A 25,890-nucleotide genomic window follows, 5' to 3' on the forward strand; every position below is an offset into this window, starting at 1 on the left:
TAAAAAAAGGGATAAACTATCAAGTTTATCCCTTTCTATTTTTTTAAAATAGCTATTCTACCTCATAAGTAGGAATACGCCCTGGTGTCCAAGGAGCACCTAAACTTTCCAACTCATTTTCAAGTATTTTTATTTCTTTAGCTAACTTATGCAGTCTTTGCAAAGCAGTAGGAAATTCCTCTTTCAAAATTTCAAACTGCTCCTGTTGCGTTTGTGTAACACCAGAAGTACTGGCCCAATGCGTACCCACAATATTTCCGATTCTGTTAGAAATCGGAATTTGAGCAGGAGGAATTTCTTCTCCACTCGCTCTGGCATCAACTCCATTAAATAAGAAATCAATAGCATCAACTTCCATTTGCAAGTCGTTCACCATTGTACTTAAAGTTTCATTTGCTCCAGGTGTTTGCAAAATTGCCATCTTAATTGCGCTAATTTTACTCTTGTAAGCATTACTCAGTTGCATACTTCCTTGTATTGCCCTCGACATTTTAGCTACTTTTTGCTGGAATGCAACCAAGCCTTCACGATCTTTTGCTGGCAAACTTCTGTTACTTAAAGTTAGTGCTTCGAAAGATACAGCATCGGCTAATAATTCATATTTTCCCTTGCTCACAATTCCCATTTCAACCTGATACTTAGCCGGCATAATCATCATTCCTGATCGAGGCTTTTTTGTCGGCTTAAACTCAGTATCCTTTACAGGATTTAAGGACTGGTAACGCAGGTCCCAATTGATGCGATTAATGCCTTTCTTTGCGGCAGTGGTTAGTCTTCGTATCTCATTGTCTTCAGCATCTTTTACAACAAATACAAGATAAGGAGCCAATTCTTTCTCCTCATCTTCCAATTCTTTCCAACTAGCTTGTGGAATAAATTCGCCAGCTTTAAACAACTTTTTCTCTTTCTCCTTACGGATTTGTTTAGCAGTTTTAGGTACCTCTTTTAAATAGTAGGTAAATGTGGCACCAAATTTAGGATTCGGAGCCGTAAAATAAGTTGATCCCATATTACCTTTACCACCTTTTTCTATATACATCAAAGCATCCTTTACAGGAAATAGATGTGCTGATTTTTTCACAAAAGCCGGGTTTACATTTCTCAAAGGAGAATAATCATCTAAAACATAAAAACCACGCCCAAAACTAGCAGCAACCAAATCACCTTCTCGCTGTTGAATTGTTAAGTCACGAACTGCAATAGTTGGAATACCCGCTTTTAACTGCACCCAATTCTTGCCCTCATCTTTAGTGAAGAATATACCAAACTCTGTTCCTACAAATAATAAGTTAGAATCTATAAAATCTTGTTCAATTGTATGAACAGTACCATTCTTAGGTAGATTTGAAGCAATATTAACCCACGTTTTTCCCTTATCAGAACTTTTTAAAACATAGGGCTTAAAATCATCACGTTTACGATTATCAAAGCTTGTATATACAATATTCTCATCAAATTTAGATGGTAAGATATCACTGATATAAGTATATTGAGGAATTCCAGTAAAAGAGGCATGTTTTGTCCATTGCTCTCCTCCATTTTCCGTTACCTGAATTAATCCATCATCGGTACCAACAAAAAGAAGATTCTCTTTTAATGGTGATTCGGCTAAAGAAACAATAGTTCCAAACTGAGAAGTCGAAACGTGTTTTTTCACTGCATCCGAGGCCCAATATTTTCCCATAACTTTAAAAGAGTCACGATCTTTTCCAGAGCACAAATCATCGCTTATTGCCTCCCAGGAATTTCCTCTGTCATCACTACGAAATACTTTATTAGCCGCTACATATAGTCTCGTATTTTTATGAGAAGACAAAATCATCGGAGCGTTCCAATTCCATTTGTATGCCAATTCTCCTTTTTTTTCTCTCGGTTTAATATTAATTTTTTCGCCACTTTTTTTATCGTAACGAAAAGAATTTCCATACTGATATTCGCAATACACAATATTAGGATCTGTTGGGTCAATCTGTGCCCAGAAACCATCGCCACCTAAAATTGGTTCCCACTCTGCATTGGTTACTCCTCTTCTACTGATATTTCTGGATGGTCCACCTAAAGTATTATTATCTTGAGTTCCCCCATAAATATTATAAAATGGTAAGGCATTATCAACTTGGACACGATAGAATTGAGTTATTGATAAATTTGATTTAAATAAGTAATTAGATCCGGCATCAAAACTTTCATAAATTCCACCATCCCCACCTATCATGAAATGATTGGTATCATTAGGATCAATCCATATAGCATGGTCATCTACGTGACGATTTTTTAAACCCAACCGAGTCCATGTTTTACCACCATCTGTTGTCACATGAGAACGCGTTTCAACTGAATACACTTTATCTGCATCAATCGGGTCACAATAAATTTCATTATAATATTGTCCGCTACTAACATGCTTGCTCATTTTTTTCCAAGACTCGCCTCTGTCGGTAGATCTAAAAAAACCACTCTGCCCGTCAGCAGCTTCAATTATAGCATACACATAGTTGTGATTTACAGGTGAAACAGCAATACCCATTCCTCCTTTATGCACTTTGGGCAAACCTGAAGTTAACTTTCTCCAAGTATTACCACCATCAGTCGATTTATAAATAGCCGATTCCGGGCCTCCATTAATTTTAGCATGCACATGTCGACGTCTTTGTTCCGATGTGGCATACATGATATCAGGATTAACAGGATCAATTATCACATTGTTAACACCTGTATTTTCACTAATTGTCAGAACCTTTTTCCAGGTTTTACCACCATCAGTGGTTTTATACAAACCTCTGTCCCCACCGGATCCCCAAGCAGATCCTTCGGCAGCTACAAAAACAATGTCAGAATTTCTCGGGTCAATAACAAGTCCTCCAATATGACGAGATTCTTTCAAACCCATATTTTTCCATGTCTTTCCACCATCCATGGTTTTATAAACACCATCACCATACCCTAAAGCTCGTTGGTGATTATTTTCTCCTGTACCAGCCCAAACAACATTGCTATTATTCGGATCCATAGTAACAACTCCTATAGAGTAAGAGCCATACTTATCAAATACAGGTTTCCAAGTTGTACCGTTATTAATTGTTTTGAAAATATTACCACTCGAAACGGCCACATAATACTCACTGTGATTATTAGGGTTTACAGCAAAGTCTGAAATTCGACCTGAAGTTGTTGCCGGGCCAATGTTTCTAAATTTAAGTCCACTAACCAAACTCGAGTTAATTAAGGTATCGACCTTTGGTTCTACTGTTTTTTTCTTTGCAGAAACGATGCTAGGAGATAATACAATCCCAGTAATTGCGAAAGCAAATACCAATCGCCGTAAGCTAATTGTAGTCAATTTCATTCGGTTTATTTTAGGTTGAGTTCAGCCGAATAAGACCAAACTTAAACGACTAATAATGTGTGTAAATAATTTGCATGTTGAATTTACGAGAATTCACAAGAATATCCTATTTGACAATGTGTTAATTAATCGTCTAAGCGAAGTTAAACCCGATTTATTAGAAATAAAAAAATCCGATTCTTTTGAACCGGATTTAAAATTTATCGTTTTTTGCTTCTTAGCCAGATCCTCTCGCCAAGCTTCACTTTATAATTTCTCCTAACGCCATTAAATTTCTTTAGTCGTTTCAATTTAACGCCGTATTCTTGCGAAATGCCGTAAAGACTATCACCTTCTTTTACTCTATGGAAATTATAACCTCTTGCCGCTTTTCCACGCTTATTGTGTAAATACAATCTTTGTCCAATCTGTAAAATATAGTTTTTAGGCAGGTCATTATATTTCAGTAGTTTCTTGCGATTTACGCCTAAATTTTTCTCAACACTAAAAAAGGTATCTCCCTTTCTCACATTGATATAATGTATTCCATTGGCAATTTCTAGTCTTGCTCCGAAAGGATCAATTTCCAAATCAGAATCAATATCGGCTAAATCTGTTCCATCTGGCTTGTAAATTTTGTAATCTTGTCCTTCACCCTTGACATCTAATTTATACAATTGCGATTCTTGAATGATCTTTATTAATCGATGTGCATATTTAGGATCGGTAGCATAACCTGCTTTTTTTAATCCATGAGCCCAACGTTTGTAATCATCCGAACTGTATTTAAACAAAAATGCATAACGAGAACGAGTTGTTAAAAACTTGGAATGATCTTTATATGAATCGTACGGTCGATCATACTTTCGAAAACATTCATTCCGCTTGTCATCATCCATTTTAACACTCGGGCCAGTCCAATCGTGGCACTTAATCCCAAAATGATTATTCGCTTTAGTAGCCAGCTGGGAGTTCCCATTTCCAGACTCCAACAATCCTTGCGCCAAAGTAATACTAGCAGGAATTCCTGTTCGCATCATTTCCTTAATAGCCAAATCTTTATACTTGTGAATGTACTGTTGTCTTGTGTATCCTTTAGCAAAAATACTTGAGCTTATAAAAAAACTCAGAAGTATATATAAACAAACTCTTTTCATTCGGTTCAAATTTTGAATCGTGTGTAAAAATGGGAAATCACTCTATTTATGTATATATTAGCTGCGATTTCCAAAACAACCATAAAAATATAACAATCCTGTTATCCTCCGTTACTTTAAAGAATAAATTAATAAACAATTTGTTACTGATATTAGGAAACGCCTATTGTAGCTTGTTTATTATAATTAATAAAATTTGTTTAAATTTCAGAAAGTATCGATTTAATCGTGCCGAACAAGCTCAAAACAATCTGATCAAAGAGTAACGCAATGAAGAAAAGTCAAATAATTACAACTGTATACGAATATAATTCAGTAGATGAATTATCTCAATCGGAACAAAATTTGGTAAAAGAAGCAAAAGAAGCAGCTTTGCGTTCTTATTCTCCTTATTCTGAATTTAAAGTAGGTGCTGCTGTTTTGTTAGAAAACAATGAAATTATTCAAGGGAATAATCAGGAAAATTCAGCTTATCCATCTGGTTTGTGCGCTGAGCGAGTGGCTATTTTTTATGCCAATTCGATGTTTCCAAACGTTCCGGTTAAAGCAATTGCTATTACTTCGAAAACAAATGGTAGTTTTTTAGATACACCTGTACCCCCTTGTGGATCGTGTCGCCAAGTATTACTTGAAACAGAAGATCGATATGAGCAAGCCATAAAATTGATTCTCTGTGGAGAAAAGAAAATTAAAATAATTGAAAGCTGTAAAGAAATGCTTCCCTTGTATTTTGAAAAAGATATGTTGGATGGAAAATAAAAAAAGGTCGATACAATTGTATCGACCTTTCTGTTTATTTTAGCATACTTTGAAACTCTTTAAAGAGATTATCCTGGTTTGGCACTGGAGCTATAATTTTTACAGGCTCTTGCTTTACCGGATGTATAAAAGAAATTTCACGAGCGTGTAATCCAATTCCTCCACCTGATTTAGATCGAGCTGCTCCGTACTTTAGATCTCCACGAATAGGAATACCTATTTTGGCTAGCTGTGCGCGAATCTGATGATGACGCCCTGTGTGTAATTTCACTTCAAGCATGAAATATTTTTGAGAACGAGTCAATAACTTGTATTCCAATGTTGCTTCCTTCGCTCCTTTTTTAAGCTTATCAAAAACATTAGTTCTGTTCTTTTCCTCGTTTTTTAATAAGTAGTGTGTCAACACTTCTTCTTCTAACCTTGGACAATTACTTACAATAGCCCAATATACCTTACGAATTTCATTATCTTTCTGTTGGAACATCAAATTCAAACGTGTAAGAGCTTTACTCGTTTTTGCAAATATTACAACACCACTAACCGGTCGATCCAATCTATGTGGCAAACCTAAGTATACATCACCAGGTTTATTGTATTTTTCCTTAATGTATGCCTTAACCATGTCACTTAAAGGCTCATCTCCAGTCTTATCTCCCTGAACAATATCACCTCTGCGTTTGTTTACAGCTATAATGTGATTATCCTCGAATAACACATCTAATCTTTTTTCTTTTGCCATATCCTAATCCTAATTAGCAATTAAAAAACCGCCAACTCTATATTTATTAATTCTTAGTATTGCTCTCTTTCGCTAGGGAAATCTTTCGATTTAACATCCTCAATATAATTTTCGACTGCGCCTTTCATCTCAGCAAAAAGGTTGTGATATCTTCTTAAGAAACGAGGAGAGAACTCTTGAGTAATTCCCAACATATCGTGAGCAACCAAAACTTGGCCATCAACACCACCTCCGGCACCAATACCAATAACAGGAATTGTAAGTGACTCAGCAACTTTCGTCGCTAAACTGGCAGGTATTTTTTCTAGCACAAGAGCAAAACAACCTGCCTCCTCCAGCATTTTTGCATCTTCCAATAGTTTAGTCGCTTCTTCTTCCTCCTTAGCTCGAACAGCGTATGTTCCAAACTTATGAATTGACTGCGGAGTTAATCCTAAATGCCCCATAACCGGGATACCTGCAGATAGAATTCGGTTTACCGATTCTAGGATTTCACGACCACCTTCTAATTTCACTGCATCAGCGCTACATTCTTTCATTATACGTATAGAAGAACACAAAGCTTCCTTCGAATTTCCCTGATATGTACCGAAAGGTAGATCAACTACAACCAGTGCTCGATTGACTGCGCGAACCACTGAAGCGCCGTGATAAATCATTTGATCAAGTGTAATCGGAAGTGTTGTTTCATGACCAGCCATCACATTAGATGCTGAGTCTCCAACTAGAATCACATCCACTCCTGCCTTATCAACAATGCTTGCCATTGAAAAATCGTAAGAAGTTAACATGGCGATTTTTTCTCCTTTCAGTTTCATCTCTGAAAGAATATGAGTCGTTACTCGTTTGAATGATTCTTTATGAATTGACATTTTTTAAAATTTTGACACTAGTTAGACAAATCAATGCTAGCCAACTAGAATTAATATTGAAATGCAAAGGTAGAAAAAAGTAACAAGTAAAAAGCTTACAACTAGTAGAAAGTAAAAAGGGAGAATAATCTGAAACAACTTAAGTAAGATCCGACTATTCAAATTTGCGAATTCTTAATTGTCAATTACTGTTTCTGCCAAAAAGACAGAAACAATGTCAGGATTTAAGGCGTTTTTTCTGTTTCCGATGTCAGAATTACACTTCTTTTGGCAAAAAACATCTTGGCACAGGCTTTGATTAAATCCAATCGAGTTTGAAAAAGAACTCAAAACAAAATCGAATATTAAAAACTTAAATAAATATTAAAATGGGTAAGATTATTGGAATCGACTTAGGAACAACCAACTCTTGTGTTTCTGTAATGGAAGGAAATGAACCAGTTGTAATTCCTAACAGTGAAGGAAAAAGAACCACACCATCGATTGTGGCTTTTATTGAGAACGGAGAAAGAAAGATTGGTGATCCTGCAAAACGTCAGGCGATTACTAACCCTACTAAAACAATTTACTCTATCAAGCGTTTCATGGGTGAAACTCACGATAAGGTATCTAAGGAAATTGGACGTGTTCCATATAAAGTAGTTAAAGGCGATAACAATACACCTCGTGTATTAATCGACGATCGTAAATATTCTCCACAAGAAATTTCAGCTATGACACTTCAGAAAATGAAGAAAACTGCTGAAGATTACTTAGGACAAGAAGTTACAGAGGCTGTTATTACAGTTCCTGCTTACTTTAACGATGCACAACGTCAGGCAACTAAAGAAGCTGGTGAAATTGCCGGTTTAGCTGTTAAGCGTATTATCAATGAGCCTACTGCTGCATCTTTAGCATATGGTCTTGATAAGAAAGATAACGATATGAAAATCGCAGTATTCGACCTTGGTGGTGGTACTTTCGATATTTCAGTTCTTGAATTAGGTGACGGTGTATTCGAAGTTAAGTCTACTAACGGTGATACTCACTTAGGCGGTGACGACTTTGACCAAATCATTATCGACTGGTTAGCTGAAGAATTTATTAAGGACGAAAACATTGACCTTCGTAAAGATCCTATGGCTCTTCAGCGTTTGAAAGAAGCTGCTGAAAAAGCTAAAGTTGAGCTTTCTAGTTCTACTAGTACTGAAATCAACTTGCCATATATCATGCCAGTTGACGGTATGCCTAAGCACTTGGTTAGAACTCTGTCTCGTGCACAATTCGAGCAATTAGCTGATAAATTGATTCAAGCTGTACTTCAGCCTTGTAAAACAGCTTTGCAAGATGCCGGTGTTTCTAAATCAGAAATTGATGAAGTTATCTTAGTAGGTGGATCAACTCGTATTCCAGCTATTCAGAACATCGTTCAGGAATTCTTCGGGAAAGCGCCTTCAAAAGGGGTTAACCCAGATGAGGTTGTAGCTGTAGGTGCTGCTATTCAAGGTGGTGTATTAACTGGTGAGGTTAAGGATGTACTTCTTTTAGATGTAACGCCACTTTCAATGGGTATCGAAACTATGGGTGGAGTAATGACTAAGCTTATTGAAGCTAACACAACTATTCCAACTAAAAAAACTGAGACTTTTACTACTGCTGCTGACAACCAGCCTTCTGTAGATATTCACGTACTACAAGGTGAGCGTCCAATGGCTAACGGTAATAAAACTATCGGTCGTTTCAACCTGGATAATATTCCTCCGGCACAGCGTGGTGTACCTCAAATCGAAGTAACTTTCGATATTGATGCAAATGGTATCCTAAACGTATCTGCTAAGGATAAGGGAACAGGAAAAGAGCAGTCAATTCGTATCGAGGCATCTTCAGGATTATCTGACGAAGAAATCTCACGTATGAGAGACGAAGCTAAGGCTAATGAAGAAGCTGATAACCAAGCTAAAGAAAAAGTTGATACTTTGAACAAAGCTGACAGTACTATCTTCCAAACTGAAAAGCAATTAGCTGAAATTGGAGATAAACTTCCTGCTGATAAGAAGCAACCTATCGAAGATGCTCTTAACAAGTTGAAAGAAGCTCACAAAGCTCAGGATCTTGAAGCAATCAATACAGCAATTGAAGAATTGAATACTGTATTCCAGGCAGCTTCTCAGGATATCTACAATGCTCAAGCACAAGATCCTCAGGCTGGTGGACAACCAGGTGGAGAACCTCAAGCTGATGCAGGTGCAAAACAAGATGACGAAGTAACTGATGTTGACTTCGAAGAAGTTAAGTAATTCCCTATCATAAACGATAGTTAAAAATAACTAAACCCCAGTAAAACATTGTTTTACTGGGGTTTTCTTTTATATTCAACTTTTAAAATTAGTGGATTTTTATTGTTTTTTACCCTATATTTGTACCATTATAGTACCGCGCGTTATCAAGTGATGATGTGCGCCCTAAACAGTCCTATCAAGGCTTAATTAAAATGACATATCATATAAGTAAAATACTATGGCGAAAAGCAATCTGAAAATACCCAAGGTTTGTGAGCAATGTGAACAGCCTTTCGAAGCCAAAACTGTAGCCACTCGCTTTTGTAGTCCTTACTGTGCAAATAAATCAGGAAGAGAAAGAAAAAAACGAGCAAAGGAAACTGAACTAAAACAAACATTACTGGAAAAGTCCATTGATAAAATCGCAGATATTCAAACCCGTCCTTATATTTCTATTACGGAAGCGACTATTCTTTTTGGGATATCAAAAGACACAATTCGTCGCCTAATTCTAGCTGGAAAAATTCCAGCCTTTAACCTTGGACAACGATTAACAAGAATTAGTCGTTTACACATGGAAGCTATGTTTAGCACTGTTGACTTGCCAGAAGCTCCCGAAGAAGAGCCAATAAGAATACATTATGAAATAAACGAATGTTATAAAATTGGTGAAGTTTCTGAAAAATTTGGAGTATCTCCTTCAACAGTAAACAAAATAATTCGTCGATATGGCATCCCAAGACGACAAATTGGAAAATTTGTGTATGTACCTAAGGAACAAATTGACAAATTGTTTTAACAAACCAAACCGATCACCCCATGAAACAACTTTCAAAAACAAAAGTAACCGTTAGACTTCGCAAATCAGAAGATAGAAAAGAATGGTATGTTTATTTGGAAAGTTATCCGGTATTTATTCCAGGCAAAACTACTCCTCAACGCATTCGAGAATATCTAAATAGAAGTATTACTACTGTTGAATGGGATAAGAAACGAACTGCCCGAACCAATTCTAATGGTGAAAAAACATACAAACCCAAACGTAATGATAATGGCATAATTATATGCCGCAGTGAAATTGATACAGAAAGTATATTGTATGCAGATAGTATTCGAAAACTCCGCCAACAAGAATATGATCATGCAGATTTGTACAATGACACAGAAAATTCTCAAGCTGAACAAAAAGAACGTTTACAACATAACTTCATCGAATATTTTGGAAAAGTAACTTTTAAACGCCATGCTAATAACTCTAAATCTATTCTAATTAATTGGCAGCGTACAATTGAATTCTTAAAACTTTTTGCAGGAAATACACTTTTGTTTTCTCAAATAGATGTTGCGACAGCTGAAGATTTTAAGCTTTTCCTTCTATCAGCACCTATGGGAGGTAATAAAAGTGGAATTATTTCTCAGAATACGGCTTCAACCTATTATACAATTTTTAAAGCAACTCTCAAACAGGCCTTTATAGATGGATATCTACAGGAAGATTTATCTGCTAAACTTAAAGGGATTCCGGAAAAAGAGTCACGTCGTGAATATTTGACAATTGACGAATTGAATATACTTGTTGCTACACCTTGCGAGCGTAATATTCTTAAAAGAGCGGCACTTTTCTCTGCTCTTACTGGATTAAGACATATCGATATTCAGAAACTGAAATGGAGTGAAATAAGCATGGATAGAGATCAGACAAGACTTAATTTCACTCAAAAAAAGACTAAAGGTGTTGAGTATATGCCTATTTCGGACCAAGCTTTGCAACTTTGTGGAGAACCAGGTCGACCCGAGCAATTAGTATTTGAAGATTTACCTAATCCTTCGTGGATTTCCCGACCACTTAAACATTGGATTAAGACAGCAGGAATTAAAAAGAATATTACTTTTCATTGCTTTCGCCATACATTTGCTACCTTACAATTAACAAGTGGGACTGATATATACACAGTTAGCAAAATGCTAGGGCATACTGATGTGAAAACAACACAAATTTATGCCAAAGTGGTGGATGAGAAAAAAAATAAAGCGGCACAAGCCATAAAATTGGATGATATAAAAAACACAGACCTATAAACTATTACTAAAATAATTATAAATAAAGCCCGGTATCAAAATGAATTCCAAATATTTTGAATATATCATAATCTATTTATCTGTTCTATTAGCGTGTATATTGTTGGGTACTGTTGCAAGAATGTTTGTAATTAATATTGGAGCAGATGAGTTCACTGCTAGAAATGTATTTTGGGGATTTTCCTTATTAGGTATATTAGTTTATTTCATTCTTACATTCTTTATCGAAGGCCTTTACTTTACATTTGTTCGGATTTTTTTTTCAAAAAAAAAGCACTTAAAAAAGTCTAATATTTCAAAAAAGCTTAAAGAGATTAGAACAGAGCAACAACAGTGGAATGATAAAAATGAGCAGGATAAAAAAGATATTGCCATTCAATACATTCAAAAGGAGTTTGCTGCGTACTGCTCAGATGAAGACTTGCTTTTACTTTGTCAGTATGTAATATTTTATGCAGAGAAAAAACCTCTTGCCAATATAAAACCCATAACTACTAACGGCTTATCAAATCTTGATTTTTATCATTTTGGATGGAATATCTGGAAGCATTTTAGAGTAAGCAAACAAGAAGAAGTATCTTTTTTTCTCAAAAGTGTATTTGCGAATTACCTGGAAGATATTGAAACCAATACCATAAAAAGCCACTTAAAAGATGATGACCTGAAAGGCATCATTAAAATTCGAAAAAGCATTTCAGAACAATAACAATAAATAAGAATTACTATTTCCTGTGTTTTTATAGTGTTTTTTTCAGTGAAGCGAAACACGGCTAAAACACATGTTTTATTTACATTATAACCATTAAAAACGATAGTTATGAATGTAAATGAGATTTCTTTTGAAAATTTACCAAAAGCAGTTGCTCATTTGGTAAATGAAGTGGAAGAACTAAAAGTTCTTGTTGAGAAAGGTCAAACACCTATTTCACCTCAAAAACGTATCCCAATTGGCATTGAAGAGGCCTGTCGAGTCATTGGGAAAGCCAAACCTACCATTTATGCACTCGTCAGAAAACACATGATCCCCTGCTACAAAAATGGCAAGAAACTCTACTTTTTTGAAGATGAACTACTAAAATGGATTACCAAGGGCAAAAAGAAAACTTTGCAGGAGATTGAAAAAGAAGCAGAAATAGAATTCAAAAAACGCCCTAAAGGAATCCGAAGATGAATCTTTTTCAATTATTGGCAATTTTTTGGCGAGTAGATGAACAGAAAAATTTCTCTGGAAACGAAACTCGTCTGTATTTTTTCCTGATTCATTTAGCAAATCGTTCGTTTTGGGCAGAGTGGATTGAATTTGCAGACAAAAGAATGGTAGCCAATGCCAATATATCCTTACAAGTATTGAAATCCTCCAGGGAAAGATTGAAAGAGGCTGGACTCTTAAATTATATCCCAGGAGGTGGCTATAGGGTCAAAACTAAGTATCAGATTCTGACACCTAGTCCCAAACCTAAACTCTCACCTTATTATAATAATACTAAAAACAAAAACTCAAAGATGAATTCAAATGGAAAGAAGAAAGGATTTGTCCACACAGGAAGCGATTTTGATTAAACGAAATTCTGTTAAGATATTGCAAAATGATGCTCAAAAAGTTATTACTGATGCAAAGAAAAAGATTCGGCAACAGCGTTTCCTTTTACCATTCAAGTATTCCGATTTTCGAAACTTATTCATCCTATTCGGTACTGCTTGTTTGCATAAAAGATTCCAAAACAAAAGCTTTTTTATAGATGACAAGAATGAGCCAACAATACAGCAGTTGCACTATTATGCAACCAATAATCCTGCTTTTGCTGGTGATCTGACTAAAGGAATATTATTACAAGGCAAATATGGATGTGGAAAAACCATACTTCTTGAAACTTTTTCCATGCTTCACAATCATATTGTAAGAAAGTACTGTATCAACCATCCCCTGCTTTTATTTATCAAAGCAGTAGAATTACAAGAGCAAATTCGAAAACAATCAATGAATAATTTTGTTCGCCGTCCTTTAATTATTGATGAATTTGGACGTGAATCAAAAACAGTTCAAGATTATGGAAATCTAACTCGTCCAATATCAGAATTACTAAGCTTGAGAAGCGATATTGGATCCCTAACACATGGCACTTCAAATTTTACTTTAAACACACTTTCCTCTGATGAATTCTATGGTCAAATGATTGGAGACCGCTTAAAAATGATGTTCAACTTTATCACTTTACAGGGAGAAAGCAAAAGAATATAAGATGTCGCGCAAACATCATTTTTTTAGAGAAGCAAGTTTGTGTTTTGGTCTGACCAAAACCTTGCTCTTCTAGGCAAAACATCCCGCCGGTCTCATAAACATAACAGATATGAAAAGAATAAAAAATAGAAATACAAATGGCCGCCCAAGCAAAAGTCTATATGAAAAAAAGAGCTATAAAGTAACTGTTAAAATGGCTACAGAAGAATTTTACACACTGAAAGCTAAAGCCAGTTTTGCCGGAATTAACCATAGCGAATTTATTCGGAGATGCATTCGTTCCTCTGTGGTAAAACAAAGGCTAACGCCCCAATTGATGGGATACATTCGTAAGCTTTGTGGTATGGCAAACAATGTAAATCAGATTGCTCGTACAGCAAATACTGTAGGCTATTCAGATATACATAGTAGATGCATTAGCATGACTAAAAACTTGGATAGATTAATTAAACGAATTGAAAATGATTGCTAAAATTGTTCAGGGAAGCGGCTTTAAGGGAGCAGTAAACTATGTTCTGGAAAAAAAAGATGCTCACTTGCTTTATGGGAAAGGTGTTCGCTTAAAAGATAAAGCATCAATCATTCAAAGTTTCATCACACAAAGTAAAATGAAACCAAATATATCGAAACCTGTAGCACATATCTCACTTGATTTTTCAGCACAAGACAAAGCCCGTTTAACGAATCAATTCATGACTGATATGGCTCAGGAATATCTGAAAAAAATGGGATATGAAAACACACAATACATTATTGTTCGTCACTTTGATACTGAGCATCCACACATACACTTAATGATTAACCGTATTGATAATAATGGAAATCGAATATCCGATAAAAAAGAAAAGTTGCGCAACTCCAAGATCTGTATGGAACTGACAAAAAAGTATGGTTTATATATTGCTTCAGGGAAAGAGAATGTAAAAGAACACCGCCTAAGGGAACCCGATAAAAGTAAATATGAAATCTACCGAACGCTTCAACTCGCAATTCCCAAATCAAGAAATTGGAAAGAACTGGAAAATGAACTTTGGAAATCGGAAATCAGCATTGAACTGAGAAAAAATGGAAGCACGAACAAAATTCAAGGAGTTCTCTTTAGTAAAAATGGCTATAAATTCAATGGCTCTAAGGTTGACAGATCGCTTAGTTATTCCAAAATTAATTTACGCCTGCAACAAAACGAATGGTCATTGAATCTGCAATCAAAACCAAGTTATCAAAACAAGACAGACACAACATCAAAACATGCTTTATTGAAAGACTTAGTCAACACGCTGAATTCAACTGCAAATAGTGAATATGATGCAGGTTTATTAAAACAAAAATTCCAAAAGCAAAAAAAAAGAAAAAAAGGTTTAAGAAGATAAAAATCATTAGATATGAATGACAATAGTTTTATTAGCGCCATGTTTGAAGAAATCAAAAAGAAAATTTCTGTTATTGAGAAAAAATTAGAGCAACAAAATATCTCTCCAGCCCAAGCTGAGTCTCCTGCTGAAACAGAAAAAAAAGATAAAACAATTACAACAAATGATCTTTTAGCTTTGATGCAAAAAATCATAATTCATTGTACTCAAAAAGAATTTCAACAGATTATTCCGCAACTTAAAGATTCTAACAAAGAACTTTTAGAGAGAATTTGTGATCTACAATCTAATTTTCAAAAAGAGAAATGTCATCCTGAAATTTTGAAAAAAGATACTCTAATTAATAATCTTAAACTTTGGAAAATCAGCTCAATTATCATTGCAGCATCACTCCTATTTTGTGTAATTATAATAAAAATTGAAAACTCAAGACTGACAGACAATGATTTAAAATTCAGATATATTAATTCAATCCATAGTATAGATTCAACCGGCTTGCAAAATATCGAAACATTATTTCATATCAGCAGAGATGAAGAATTAATAAATAACATCCGTAAGAATGTGAACGAATACGAATCAAAAGCTAAAAAAGAATTGTTTTTAAAAACAAACTGACACAATTGAAAACATCAAATTCACCAGAAATAAAAAAGGTTCAATATTATTTTTAGTTTAATGTAATCCCAAATCAACAACAAAGATGTTCTATTGAATTCAAACAAGCCTGCGGTTAAAAAAGACTTCGGCATAAACGCAACAAATCATTGCACAAGAGTTTCTGTAATTAATTTTTCTCTTTTGCATGAATACTCCATTCTCATTCTTCGAAAGGAAAATTCATTGCAAATAAGCGGTAAAAACACTTGTTCTTTAATTTGCCATAAACCCACGATCCCATTTATTCCGATTCCTTTTGTAATTTGAATTAAATTAATTGAAGGATGCTTAAGATTTGGGAATTCTCAAATTATTTCCGCTACTGAATAATTGAAATTGAGTTCATAATTAGTCAAAAAAAATTTCTCTTCAATTTGCTAATAGTAAAGTGAAATATATTTAAAGCGAAATACTTTTTACAAATTTTACTATATTTGTAAAAACTATTTATCATTATGGGCAGAAACAAGATCATCTTATTACCCAAATCAAAAAGAATTCTTACTGATTTAGGTGAAAACATTAGACTAGCACGTTTAAGACGAAAATTAAGTGCTGAGCAGGTTGCTGAACGTGCAAATATCAGCCGTCCTACCTTACTCTCCATTGAAAAGGGTGCGGCAAATACAAGCATGAGGGCTTATCTTCAAGTCTTATTCGTTTTAGGATTAGAAAAAGATCTATTAAAAGTCGCTAAGGATGATACGCTGGGTCGAAAACTACAAGACATTTCAATAACAACAAAAACAAGAGCTCCAAAGAAAAACCGAGATGAACAAGAGAAATAGTAAGCAACAAATATTTGTTTATGCAGATTGGCTCAATTTGCAGACCCCAACTCTCATGGGCATCCTAAGCTCTGAGCGATTAAGAGGAAAAGAAATTTTTTCTTTTGAATACGATAAAATTTGGATCAAATCACCTCATATTCAAATCCTCGACCCCGATCTACAACTCTATTCAGGACCTCAGTATATAAATGATGAGAACAAATCAAATTTTGGAATATTCCTTGATTCCTCTCCCGATCGTTGGGGAAGGCTACTAATGCGCAGAAGGGAACTTGCTCTGGCTAGGATCGAAGATCGACCAGCTAAAACTTTATTCGAAACAGATTATCTTTTGGGAGTGTATGACAAGCATCGAATGGGAGCCATTAGATTTAAAGATTCTATTGATGGTGAATTTCTTAATGCCAATAATGAATTAGCTACCCCACCATGGACATCAATTAGAGAATTGGAAGAAATCAGTTTGCGACTCGAAGAGCATGATATTGTTGATGATCCAGAATATTTGAAGTGGTTAAACCTATTAATCGCTCCAGGCTCATCACTTGGAGGAGCAAGACCTAAAGCTGGAGTATTAGACAATAACAAGCATCCTTGGATTGCTAAATTCCCTAGCAAAAATGACGACACAAATATTGGCGCTTGGGAGATGATTACCAACGAACTAGCCAAAAAAGCAGGTTTAAATGTCGCTGAAGGTATGGCAAAAATATTCTCTAGTGATCACCATACATTCTTATCAAAACGATTCGATCGTACAGATAAAGGGGAACGTATTCATTTTGCATCAGCAATGACTCTTTTAGGATATACCGATGGAGCTAATCATGAAGATGGAATTAGTTACCTGGAATTGGTCGAATTTATTTCAACTCACGGGGCTAATATCTGGACAGATTTAAAAGAACTTTGGCGAAGAATTGTATTCAATATCTGTGTGTCGAACACCGATGACCACCTAAGAAATCATGGATTCATATATTCTAATGAAGGTTGGTTACTCTCGCCAGCCTATGATATTAACCCTGTAGCAACAGGTACAGGACTATCCTTAAATATTTCAGAAGATGATAATTCCCTCAATCTTGACCTAGCCCTAGAAGTGCACCAATATTTTCGTCTTTCTGAAAAAGACGCCAAACAAATTATACAAGAAGTAAGGACTGCTGTAAAAGAATGGAGAAACTTAAGTGTTAAGTATAATATTTCGAGAACCGAACAAGAATTAATGGCAGTTGCTTTTAGTAAAGCATAAAAAAACAATCAATCTTTTAATAAAAATTTGCTCCATATTAAAGCATTTGATTTAATTCCTTAATTCAAACTACGGAAAACGAAAGAAGATTTATGCTTTTAGCGATTACGTTGAATGGTTTCTTCCTTCTCAAAAGATATGGAAATATCAAGTACACCATAAATTTTGTTGTGATATTGAATGATATCATTCCTTATATTCAGCATTATACCTCATTTTTTTATTTTCTTCTGTAAACCAACATCTTGATAATTAAAAACAACACCTGAAAATTCCTGATAATCCCTTATTATCAGTTATATAAATCCAAAAACCACTTAAATAAGCAATATCAACACTTCTATTTTCAGATCCATTAACATCCTTTTATAATTGATTGAATGTTTTCTTAATCTTAAACTATTAATGAGTAATGAGATGTAAATCTGAGACATGACCATTCCTACTATCATTAAATTCAAAAGGAATTCGTTGAAAGGGTACAGTACTCCTGTTGCAATGAGAATAGCTATTGCATTGTAAATGAATGCCTAAAATAGATTTTAAAGATAAATACCAATGTATATGCTATACATCGTCAAAAAAACTGTTTAATTTGTATTTACTAATTCGCTCTTATAAACCATAAAGGCAAGAAAAAAATAATTGCTAATAATGAAAACAATAAACCTCCAATAGTACCAGCCGCCAAAGCAAACCAAAACACTTCGTTTTGTCCGGACACCAAAAAGGGAATAAGTCCTAAAATGGTTGAAATAATGGTTAATAGAATAGGAATGATTTTATGATTAAACGCTTTTAAATAAAGTTTTAAATCAATTCTCTTCTGTCTCAATCTTTTTAGATTGTTTAAATCATTAATTATATATAATGCTGCATTTACAGAGATACCACACAGTAAAATAAACGCAGCATAGCCCCCTTGATCAAAATTAAGCTCGAATAAGCTAAAAGTAACAAACACCCCAATAAAAGAGATGGGAATCATTCCAATAACCGCTAAAGGTTGAAGAAGCGATTCTAATAAAATGGAACAAATAAAATAGATTATACCAACAACCAATAAAATTAGCCAGTAGGATGTTTTATTTTCATTATTCCACCATGATCCGTAACTTGATTTTTCGACCCGATAACCAAGAGGTAACACTTGTTGTGTTTTTTTTATCTGCTCGTCTGAGACAATTTTACCAAGCTGGTGTGGCCCAATAAAATCGTACTGAATAACCAACTGATACTCTTGATTCTTTTTATAAATACTATTGCCCGTACGCTCCTTTTTTATTTGTGCTAATTTATGCAATTTCAGACTTCGATCTTTTAATGGAATGGGCAAATTACGCAGTTGCCACATATCAAAATCTCCAGCCTGATCGGATACCATTCTAAGCGTTTTTAATTCTCCTCCCATTAGAAATTGCTGAGAGTTTCCAGCTCCTAAAACTTCTGTTAAGTAATTGTAAACTTGACTATAAGATGAATTATAAGTTGCCATTAAACCTTCATCTACATAAAATCTATACTCGTGTTTTGACTCAGAATGCCAACCCACACGCCCTACAATATCTGCTTTCTTAATTCGTGAATGTTTCAATAATTCCATTTTCAAGCGTTCGGCATAGGCATACAATTGTTCATAATTGTAACCACACAAAGTTATGTGAGAGTTTCCATTTCCTGTTGAAATCTCATTGGAAAATCCCCGACCTACTCCGTTCACTCCCCAATCCATTCCCCCCATACTAATGGCCTTATCCGTAATTAAATTTTTCAATTGATAGGGAAAGGATGAATTTTCAGCCTCTTGGGTAAACAATATTTGAATCTGTCCGTTTCGTGAATTATAGATCGAAGTTTGAAATTGATCGATTTCATCGAACTTCGACAAAAAATTCTCCATTAGCATTATCGCCTCATTCAATTGAATAAGGGTTGCTCCTTCAGGCATTTTTCCTCTAACATTCAATTTGGTGCGTTCCGGTTCGCTGTAAAAGGAATTGGCAAATACATTCTGTGCAAAAAGCCGCAAACTTCCCCCCAACACCTTTTCTGCAGTTTCTTTTACATTATCCTGATACCAAGAAGAACCAAAGCTTTTGTTATACACACCATCCCAAAAACCATCTCCATCCAATTTTTCGGGAAGTAAATGCAATGGTAAACCAAAAGCCAGCACAATTATTATCAAAAAAGCCACCCGCCAGCGTTTCATAAACAAAAGTACTGAGGCATAAATATTTGTGAAAATTAACACCCTCCTCTTCCTCCGAAAAAACAGTTTATTCTTTTTTGGTGCAAGAGGTAATTTTTGCAACAAAGCCGGAATTAAGAACAGAGCAATTGCTAAGGATACTGCCAGATTAATGATCATTACCAAAGCAAAATCAATTAATTTAATTTTTTGCTCCTCGCCCAAAAAAAATATAACACTTAAAGAACCTATGGTAGTAAGTGTTGCAGCCAATATTGCCAAAAAAGCCTTCTTATTGCCCTGATGTCGCAAATGATCAATCATTACAATACTGCTATCAATCATCATCCCCAAGGAGACAGTAATCCCAGCCATGGCATAAAGATGAAGCTCCAAACCTAACAAATAGTAAAAAACCACCGCAATTGCCAAATTAATCAGCAAACTAATCAGAATCAATAATAAATAGCGCCAGCGTTTGCTAATCAATAGTACAAACAGTAATAAGATCAGCAAAGACAAGCCTGTTCTCCAAGCAATTTTCTCCAATTCTTTTTGAATGAACTCAGTAGTATCGTAGCTTAATAAAATTGAATAACCAGCAGGCAAACCAGTCTTCATCTCTTCGATCTTTGCTTTTACTTTATTAGCCAAATCCAACTGATTAGCTGTTTTCTCGGCAGATACAACCATATTAATTGTATTTAATCCATTGATCCGAAAATAACTATCTGGCACTTTTTCTTTATAACGTATTTTGGCAATATCTCCCAAATAAACTATTCTTTGCTCAACTTTTCCTACAGGAATTCTCTCAGGTTTAAATTCAGTATTGTTACGAAATGAAAAATACACCTGCTTTAAAATGGGCGTTTGCATTTCGGAAGTAGTTTCCCAACCAACTCCCAATTCTTTGCTGTCAAAAAAATTACTTACCGCTTTTTGTACTTCATTTGCCTTAATACCCAATTGCTGTAATTTCTTAGTTTGGTAACAGATTTCCCATTCGAAAGGATTAGCTCCATAAACTTTGATATCATTTATGCCCTTTAGCAAACTAATATGTGGTACAAGGTTTTCCTCAGCATATTTTTGGATAAAATAGGGGCTAGAACTTCCATTTAAAGTATACACCAATAAAGAACTACTCTCCTCATTTCCTGTTTTCACCTTTATAAACGGATAACTGACTCCTTCAGGCAATTCTGGATACACCTGCCGAATTAAGGTCGCTACTTCGAAACGAGCCACATCCATATTGGTTCCTTTGTTAAAGGATATTTGAATGTTACCCTGACCTGAAGACGACTGCGACTTAATCTCCTTTACGCCCTTTATGGAATTAAAAACGCCCTCAAGTCGGGCAGTTACTTCTTTTTCAAGAATTCGCCCACTGCACTTTGCCCACGAATAAGCAACCTTAATACCTGGTAATTCACGTGATGGATTCAGTTTTACACTCAATAAAGGCACAAGACTGCATCCAATAATAAACAGAACAATAAAAATAATGATAATTGAGAAGGAAACGTTTCGCTTAGAAGACATTTGGGTATGGCTTTTAAAATTTCATGATGATATATCTATAACTGATTGCGAATAAAAACTAGAAATTAAATTCTGCTTCTAAGAGTTTTCCTGATCTAAAATCGTAGAATGTTAACATCTGAATGGTATAATAATATTCCCAATAATTTTTTAAACTCGTAATGTATTGCACTCTGGATTCATCATGTTTATTTAAAGCATCATCCAATTGCAAAACACTAGCTTTCCCTTCTTTAAAAAGTTCCAGAGTAACCCGATAAGATTTACCGGCAATTTCATCGGCTCTTTGAGCGTTGTAAACCAATTCCCTCTGAAGGTTAAAATCGATAACTTTACGGCTCACATCTTGCTTAAAATCAATCCGTTTTTGTTTTGAAGACAAACGAATTACCTCCCGATCACTTTGTGCCATTTTATAAGTCCCCTTCCGCTTTCCCCAATCCAAAAGAGGAATCTCTAAACTTAGCTGTACTTTTTGCTGATTTATAGGGTCTTGATAAGCATTCTTGAATGTTTCAGATTCTTGATTCAAACCATAGCTTACCACAAGATCGGCTTGAAAACGACGAGCTTTTTTTGCCTCATCCACTTCCATATCAGCTTCCCATATGTTTTGCTGTTCTTCCAGTAAAAGAAGATGATTTTTAAAAGCCAACTCAAGTGCCATATTAACATCTATAATGAATTCAGGAACAGCATCAGGCAAAACCAAATACTTAGATTCATTTTCATTATAATCCAGAAATACATTCAAATCAAACTTTGTTTGTTGCAATTCTTTTAATGACTTTGCCAGACTTGTTTTTGCTTTTAGAACATTCAATTCCAGGTTTAATAAGTCATTTTGTCTGATTGCGGCAATCTTAAACCTCTTTTTCCCCATTTCGTATAAGGCAAATGCATTAACCTGATTAGAACTATCCATCTCAACGTTTAACTGAGCCAGAACCTGATCAAAAAATAATCCAACGGCTGTTACATTCACATTTTGTAAATTGAGCAAATATTCTTTTTTTGCAATCTCAAACTTTAAAGGTTCCAGCTTGCTCTCCCATTTAAATTCATTAAAACCAAACAAGGGTTGAGATAAACCCACCCGAACAAAAGTAGAACTATAACTTTTACTGCTACTCGCACCAAAACTCTCCAATCGCCCCAAATCAGAATCGATATAGATAGTACCGCCAGTGAGTTTAATATTTTGTGATAAAGTCATGTTTGCATAAGAATACAAAGATTGCTGTTCTTTATATTCATCCAATTCGGTTACCGAATTATACCTCTCCGTAAAAGATCGATTGTAATTAAAAGGATTCATAGTTAAACTTAAACTGGGTAAACCATCGGCCACATAAGCCTTGTATTCCCATCGGCTAGCCAAATAGGTGTTTTTTTGAAGAAAGGCATCTAAAGAATTACTTTGAGCTCTATCCAATACTTGATTTAAAGTAAGATTTTGTTTTTGAGCTTGTACTGATATAAGACTCATCAATATCACACTTAATAAAATTATTTTTTGAAGCATAAGTAATATATTTTATTCAATCAGCTTAAAACTGTTAGTAACAACTTAATTTCCGACAGTAGCAAATTGCTACTAAACGGGAATTATTTTCTCTTATTCAAATAATAGTAACAAAGGGGAACAAAATATAAACTAACTATGGTTCCAATTCCCATGCCTCCAATAACTGTTATAGCCAAAGGTTTTTGCAAATCGGCCCCCAAACCATTTGTAAAAAGAAAGGGCATCAAAGCCAATATCGTAGTTAAGGAAGTCATTAAAATGGGCTTTAATCTTCGCTGTCCGCCCATACTAATAGCACGAATCAATCCATACCCCTCCTCTTTGCGAAGACGATTAATCGTATCAATTTTCAGAATAGAATCATTAATAATGATTCCTGACATCACGATAATTCCAATTAGAGACATCAAATTTAAGCTACCTCCAAACAGCCACAAAAGGAACAAAGCACCTCCAACATCTATTGGTACCTCTAACAATACAATTAGTGGCTGACTTAATGATTCAAATTGTGCAGCCAAAATAAAGTAAAGCAGTAGTAGAGAAATTACCAATACAAGACCCAGTTGTTTTATTAACACCTTATTTGAGAAAACACTTCCCAAAAAGGATAAATTAGCACCTGGATACTTTCTTCCTATTTCTCGAATCCTATTTTGAGAAGATAACAATTCCGATTCCTTTATATCAATATTAAATGGGAGATATTCCCCTTCTTTCCCAGCAATAATACTTTTCAAGCTACTACGAGATTCCTCTCTGATTAATTGACTCATAGAATAATCATCTCCTTCGGAATTCTGAACAAAGGTCTGTGCCAAAATATCAGAAATCTGCTTTTGTCCCTCACCTAAAACAATTGGCACAAAACTCTGGTTCTCCTTAATCACAGCCAACTGATTGTCGTTAAAAGCTGTTCGCAACTTTTGATATACCACATCTGGCTCCAGGTTATAACTTAGCAACTGAACAGGATCAATGGTTAATTGCAATTGCTTCTGCATACTTTGCGACATCTCCAATTGATCCGGAAAATACATTCGGAAATCTTTTTCTAATGATTTCAATAAGGCTACTTGTTGAGTTTCCTCATTCTTTTGTACACTAAGTCTGGCAACCAAAGGAGCTTCATTACTACCAAAAATTTGCTCAAATAAATTCGGAGGGGGATAAAATTGAATTCTGGCAGAAGAATATTTCTCTCCCAAATAATTACGCAACACATTTTCCACCTCATGCGTCTGTTTTTCATTTTCTACATTCAAATACAATCTACTTTCAGAACTGGAAAATTCTTGTTCTTTGTTTAACAGGTATTGTTGTTTACCAACTAAGGCTGTTGACTGTTGAAGAGAATCTGCCACCAAGGCAAGTAATTCCTTCACACGTTTTTTATTCTCATCGACATGAATTCGGGCATTCCAATCTATCTGCAACATCAATTCATGTTGCTCAACCTTTGGCAATCGAGTTTTCTCCATTTTAGAAATCAAAACCACCCCAACAACAATAAACATAAAAAAGAATACACAAGAAACCAACTGATTTCGAAATACCAAACGAAGGCCTTTTTCGTAAAGATTCTCATAATCGAGACCACTAATTTTTGAAACAAAGCGATCCATTCTTCCACTTCTTTGTTTCAGATAAAATAGACGGTAATACACTGGCAGTATACTAATTGAAACCAAAAGTGAAACAAACAAACCAATGGTTACAGCCATAGCCTGATCGTAAAACATAGCTCCTGCAATTCCCGAAATAAAAATCATGGGAATGAATACCGCACAAGTAGTTAAAACAGAACTCAAAAGTGGTCGAATCACTTCATTGGTACCCTTAACACAAGCATTTAACAGGTTTTCTCCCCTTGCTCTATATTGAGCAATATTATCAATTACAATAATTGAATTGTCAATCATCATTCCAATACCCAATACCAAACCCGATAATGAAATGATATTTAATGACAAGCCTACAATATGGAAAAACAAAAGAGAAATAAGTAAAGAGGCCGGAATGGATACACCAATAAGCCAGGGTGCTTTAAAGTCTTTCAGAAAAAAGAACATAATTAAAAAAGCCAAGCCTGCTCCCCACAACAAACTCTGTTTCAAATTATTAATTGAATAATCTAACAATCGGGTCTGATCTTGAGAGATTTCAAAAGCAATCTCAGGATAATCTTTCTCAAAAACCCCAACCATCTCTTTTAGCTCCTCCTCCATTTCCTGAAGGCGAGCATCAGATTGTTTAATTAGGGCCAATGAAATACCTTCTTGACCATTAATTAAGGCAAGTCCTTTTCGAGGCTGAGCAATAATTTTTACCTGAGCCAAATCTTTCAATTGAATCACCCGATCTTCGGCCTTCAAGTAAAGTGCTTCAATATCCTGTTTGTTTCTCAAACGAGACGAAAAACGAATGCTGTACTGATAGTAGCCATCACGAATACTTAAATTTCCAAAATCGATGTTATTCTCTTGAATAAGTGTCTCCAGATCTTTCAAGGTAAATCCCAATGATTTCATCTGTGATTCATTGGGTACAATTAATATTTCCTGAAAACTACGTCCTGTTAAATCAACCATAGCCACCTTGGGCATTTGCTCTATTCTCTTTCGAATTACAGCATCGGCAAATTCACTCAGTTCCATAAATTTTTGCTCATTGCCATCTTGCTTTAAACTCAAATTAAGATGAAATACCGGCAGATCGCTTGCACTGGCCTTGATCACTTTAGGTCGTGACATATCCCTTGGCAGGGAAGACATGGCCCGATCAATTTTCTCGTTTATCTCGATGTAGGCTAAATTAATATCACTTCCGTAGGCTAATTTCAAATGAATTATTCCACTTCCATCACGGGTTTCACTATATATATCCTCGAGATGAGCCACTTGCATCAATTGCCGACGGACGGGAGCTACAACCGAATTTTCGAGTACGCGGGCTGATGAATTCTTATAATTCATCTGTACCGTGACTTCCGGTATCGAAATATCAGGCATTAAGGACACTGGCAATAGCCCAATAGATACCACCCCCAACAAGAGAATGGCAATAAAGGTCATTGTAACAGCAATGGGGCGGGAAAGTAGGAATCGAACCATAGTTTT

Annotated in this window: 20 protein-coding genes; 13 read left to right on the forward strand and 7 right to left on the reverse strand. The window is 35.2% G+C overall.

Translation table 11 applies throughout. The features are described 5' to 3' along the window. Positions 1–52 precede the first annotated feature (52 nt). Together L3049_RS07795 and L3049_RS07800 are read right to left on the reverse strand one after the other, a co-directional pair. Positions 53–3,346, reverse strand: a complete 3,294-nt coding sequence (locus L3049_RS07795) for a WD40/YVTN/BNR-like repeat-containing protein (protein WP_275109241.1) — start codon at positions 3,344–3,346, stop codon at positions 53–55. Between the two features lie 200 nt (positions 3,347–3,546). After that, on the reverse strand, positions 3,547–4,482 hold the full coding sequence (locus L3049_RS07800) for a glucosaminidase domain-containing protein (protein WP_275109242.1): 936 nt from the start codon (positions 4,480–4,482) through the stop codon (positions 3,547–3,549). A gap of 270 nt (positions 4,483–4,752) precedes the next feature. On the opposite strand from L3049_RS07800, the gene L3049_RS07805 reads away from it, so the two are divergent. Further along, positions 4,753–5,241, forward strand: coding sequence for a cytidine deaminase (locus L3049_RS07805; RefSeq protein ID WP_275109243.1), 489 nt, complete (start codon positions 4,753–4,755; stop codon positions 5,239–5,241). Positions 5,242–5,275: 34 nt separating this feature from the next. Here the strand turns inward: L3049_RS07805 and L3049_RS07810 are convergent, their stop codons facing one another. Continuing rightward, positions 5,276–5,980, reverse strand: a complete 705-nt coding sequence (locus L3049_RS07810) for an RluA family pseudouridine synthase (RefSeq protein WP_275109244.1) — start codon at positions 5,978–5,980, stop codon at positions 5,276–5,278. 53 nt (positions 5,981–6,033) lie between these two features. Further along, positions 6,034–6,852, reverse strand: coding sequence for a 3-methyl-2-oxobutanoate hydroxymethyltransferase (gene panB, locus L3049_RS07815; protein WP_275109245.1), 819 nt, complete (start codon positions 6,850–6,852; stop codon positions 6,034–6,036). Positions 6,853–7,220: 368 nt separating this feature from the next. Between panB and dnaK the strand changes: the two genes are divergently transcribed. The 12 genes from dnaK to L3049_RS07875 all read left to right on the forward strand — a co-directional run bounded on the left by dnaK (position 7,221) and on the right by L3049_RS07875 (position 17,504). Then, positions 7,221–9,128: a molecular chaperone DnaK gene (gene dnaK, locus L3049_RS07820; RefSeq protein WP_275109246.1), complete on the forward strand. Its 1,908-nt coding sequence runs from the start codon at positions 7,221–7,223 to the stop codon at positions 9,126–9,128. A gap of 220 nt (positions 9,129–9,348) precedes the next feature. After that, positions 9,349–9,909 (forward strand): helix-turn-helix domain-containing protein, encoded by a 561-nt coding sequence (locus tag L3049_RS07825; protein ID WP_275109247.1) that lies wholly within the window; start codon positions 9,349–9,351, stop codon positions 9,907–9,909. Positions 9,910–9,929: 20 nt separating this feature from the next. Further along, the gene (locus tag L3049_RS07830) at positions 9,930–11,189 is read left to right on the forward strand and encodes a site-specific integrase (RefSeq protein ID WP_275109248.1); all 1,260 of its coding nucleotides are present in this window, start codon (positions 9,930–9,932) and stop codon (positions 11,187–11,189) included. 40 nt (positions 11,190–11,229) lie between these two features. After that, positions 11,230–11,895: a hypothetical protein gene (locus tag L3049_RS07835; RefSeq protein ID WP_275109249.1), complete on the forward strand. Its 666-nt coding sequence runs from the start codon at positions 11,230–11,232 to the stop codon at positions 11,893–11,895. Positions 11,896–12,006: 111 nt separating this feature from the next. Then, positions 12,007–12,360, forward strand: coding sequence for a helix-turn-helix domain-containing protein (locus L3049_RS07840; RefSeq protein WP_275109250.1), 354 nt, complete (start codon positions 12,007–12,009; stop codon positions 12,358–12,360). Then, on the forward strand, positions 12,357–12,749 hold the full coding sequence (locus L3049_RS07845) for a hypothetical protein (protein ID WP_275109251.1): 393 nt from the start codon (positions 12,357–12,359) through the stop codon (positions 12,747–12,749). Before L3049_RS07840 ends, L3049_RS07845 begins: the two co-directional genes overlap by 4 nt. Beyond that, positions 12,703–13,428, forward strand: coding sequence for a hypothetical protein (locus tag L3049_RS07850; protein WP_275109252.1), 726 nt, complete (start codon positions 12,703–12,705; stop codon positions 13,426–13,428). The genes L3049_RS07845 and L3049_RS07850 overlap by 47 nt, the downstream gene beginning before the upstream one ends. A 109-nt stretch (positions 13,429–13,537) precedes the next feature. Next, complete coding sequence (locus tag L3049_RS07855) at positions 13,538–13,900, forward strand: plasmid mobilization protein (protein ID WP_275109253.1); 363 nt, start codon at positions 13,538–13,540, stop codon at positions 13,898–13,900. Beyond that, positions 13,890–14,798, forward strand: a complete 909-nt coding sequence (locus L3049_RS07860) for a relaxase/mobilization nuclease domain-containing protein (protein ID WP_275109254.1) — start codon at positions 13,890–13,892, stop codon at positions 14,796–14,798. The genes L3049_RS07855 and L3049_RS07860 overlap by 11 nt, the downstream gene beginning before the upstream one ends. A 12-nt stretch (positions 14,799–14,810) precedes the next feature. After that, the gene (locus L3049_RS07865; protein WP_275109255.1) at positions 14,811–15,416 is read left to right on the forward strand and encodes a hypothetical protein; all 606 of its coding nucleotides are present in this window, start codon (positions 14,811–14,813) and stop codon (positions 15,414–15,416) included. A gap of 497 nt (positions 15,417–15,913) precedes the next feature. Beyond that, positions 15,914–16,246 carry a helix-turn-helix transcriptional regulator gene (locus tag L3049_RS07870; protein WP_275109256.1) on the forward strand — a complete coding sequence of 111 codons (333 nt, stop codon included), beginning with the start codon at positions 15,914–15,916 and terminating at the stop codon, positions 16,244–16,246. Beyond that, positions 16,230–17,504, forward strand: coding sequence for a type II toxin-antitoxin system HipA family toxin (locus L3049_RS07875; RefSeq protein WP_275109257.1), 1,275 nt, complete (start codon positions 16,230–16,232; stop codon positions 17,502–17,504). The genes L3049_RS07870 and L3049_RS07875 overlap by 17 nt, the downstream gene beginning before the upstream one ends. A 604-nt stretch (positions 17,505–18,108) precedes the next feature. Here L3049_RS07875 and L3049_RS07880 read toward each other — a convergent pair. From L3049_RS07880 to L3049_RS07890, 3 genes are all read right to left on the reverse strand, one after another. Then, the gene (locus L3049_RS07880; protein ID WP_275109258.1) at positions 18,109–21,243 is read right to left on the reverse strand and encodes an efflux RND transporter permease subunit; all 3,135 of its coding nucleotides are present in this window, start codon (positions 21,241–21,243) and stop codon (positions 18,109–18,111) included. 58 nt (positions 21,244–21,301) lie between these two features. Then, positions 21,302–22,732 (reverse strand): TolC family protein, encoded by a 1,431-nt coding sequence (locus L3049_RS07885; protein WP_275109259.1) that lies wholly within the window; start codon positions 22,730–22,732, stop codon positions 21,302–21,304. 119 nt (positions 22,733–22,851) lie between these two features. Beyond that, complete coding sequence (locus tag L3049_RS07890; RefSeq protein ID WP_275109260.1) at positions 22,852–25,884, reverse strand: efflux RND transporter permease subunit; 3,033 nt, start codon at positions 25,882–25,884, stop codon at positions 22,852–22,854. Between the last annotated feature and the right edge of the window lie 6 nt (positions 25,885–25,890).

The sequence above is a fragment of the Labilibaculum sp. DW002 genome (assembly GCF_029029525.1).
GTDB classification, from domain to species: Bacteria; Bacteroidota; Bacteroidia; order Bacteroidales; family Marinifilaceae; genus Paralabilibaculum; species Paralabilibaculum antarcticum.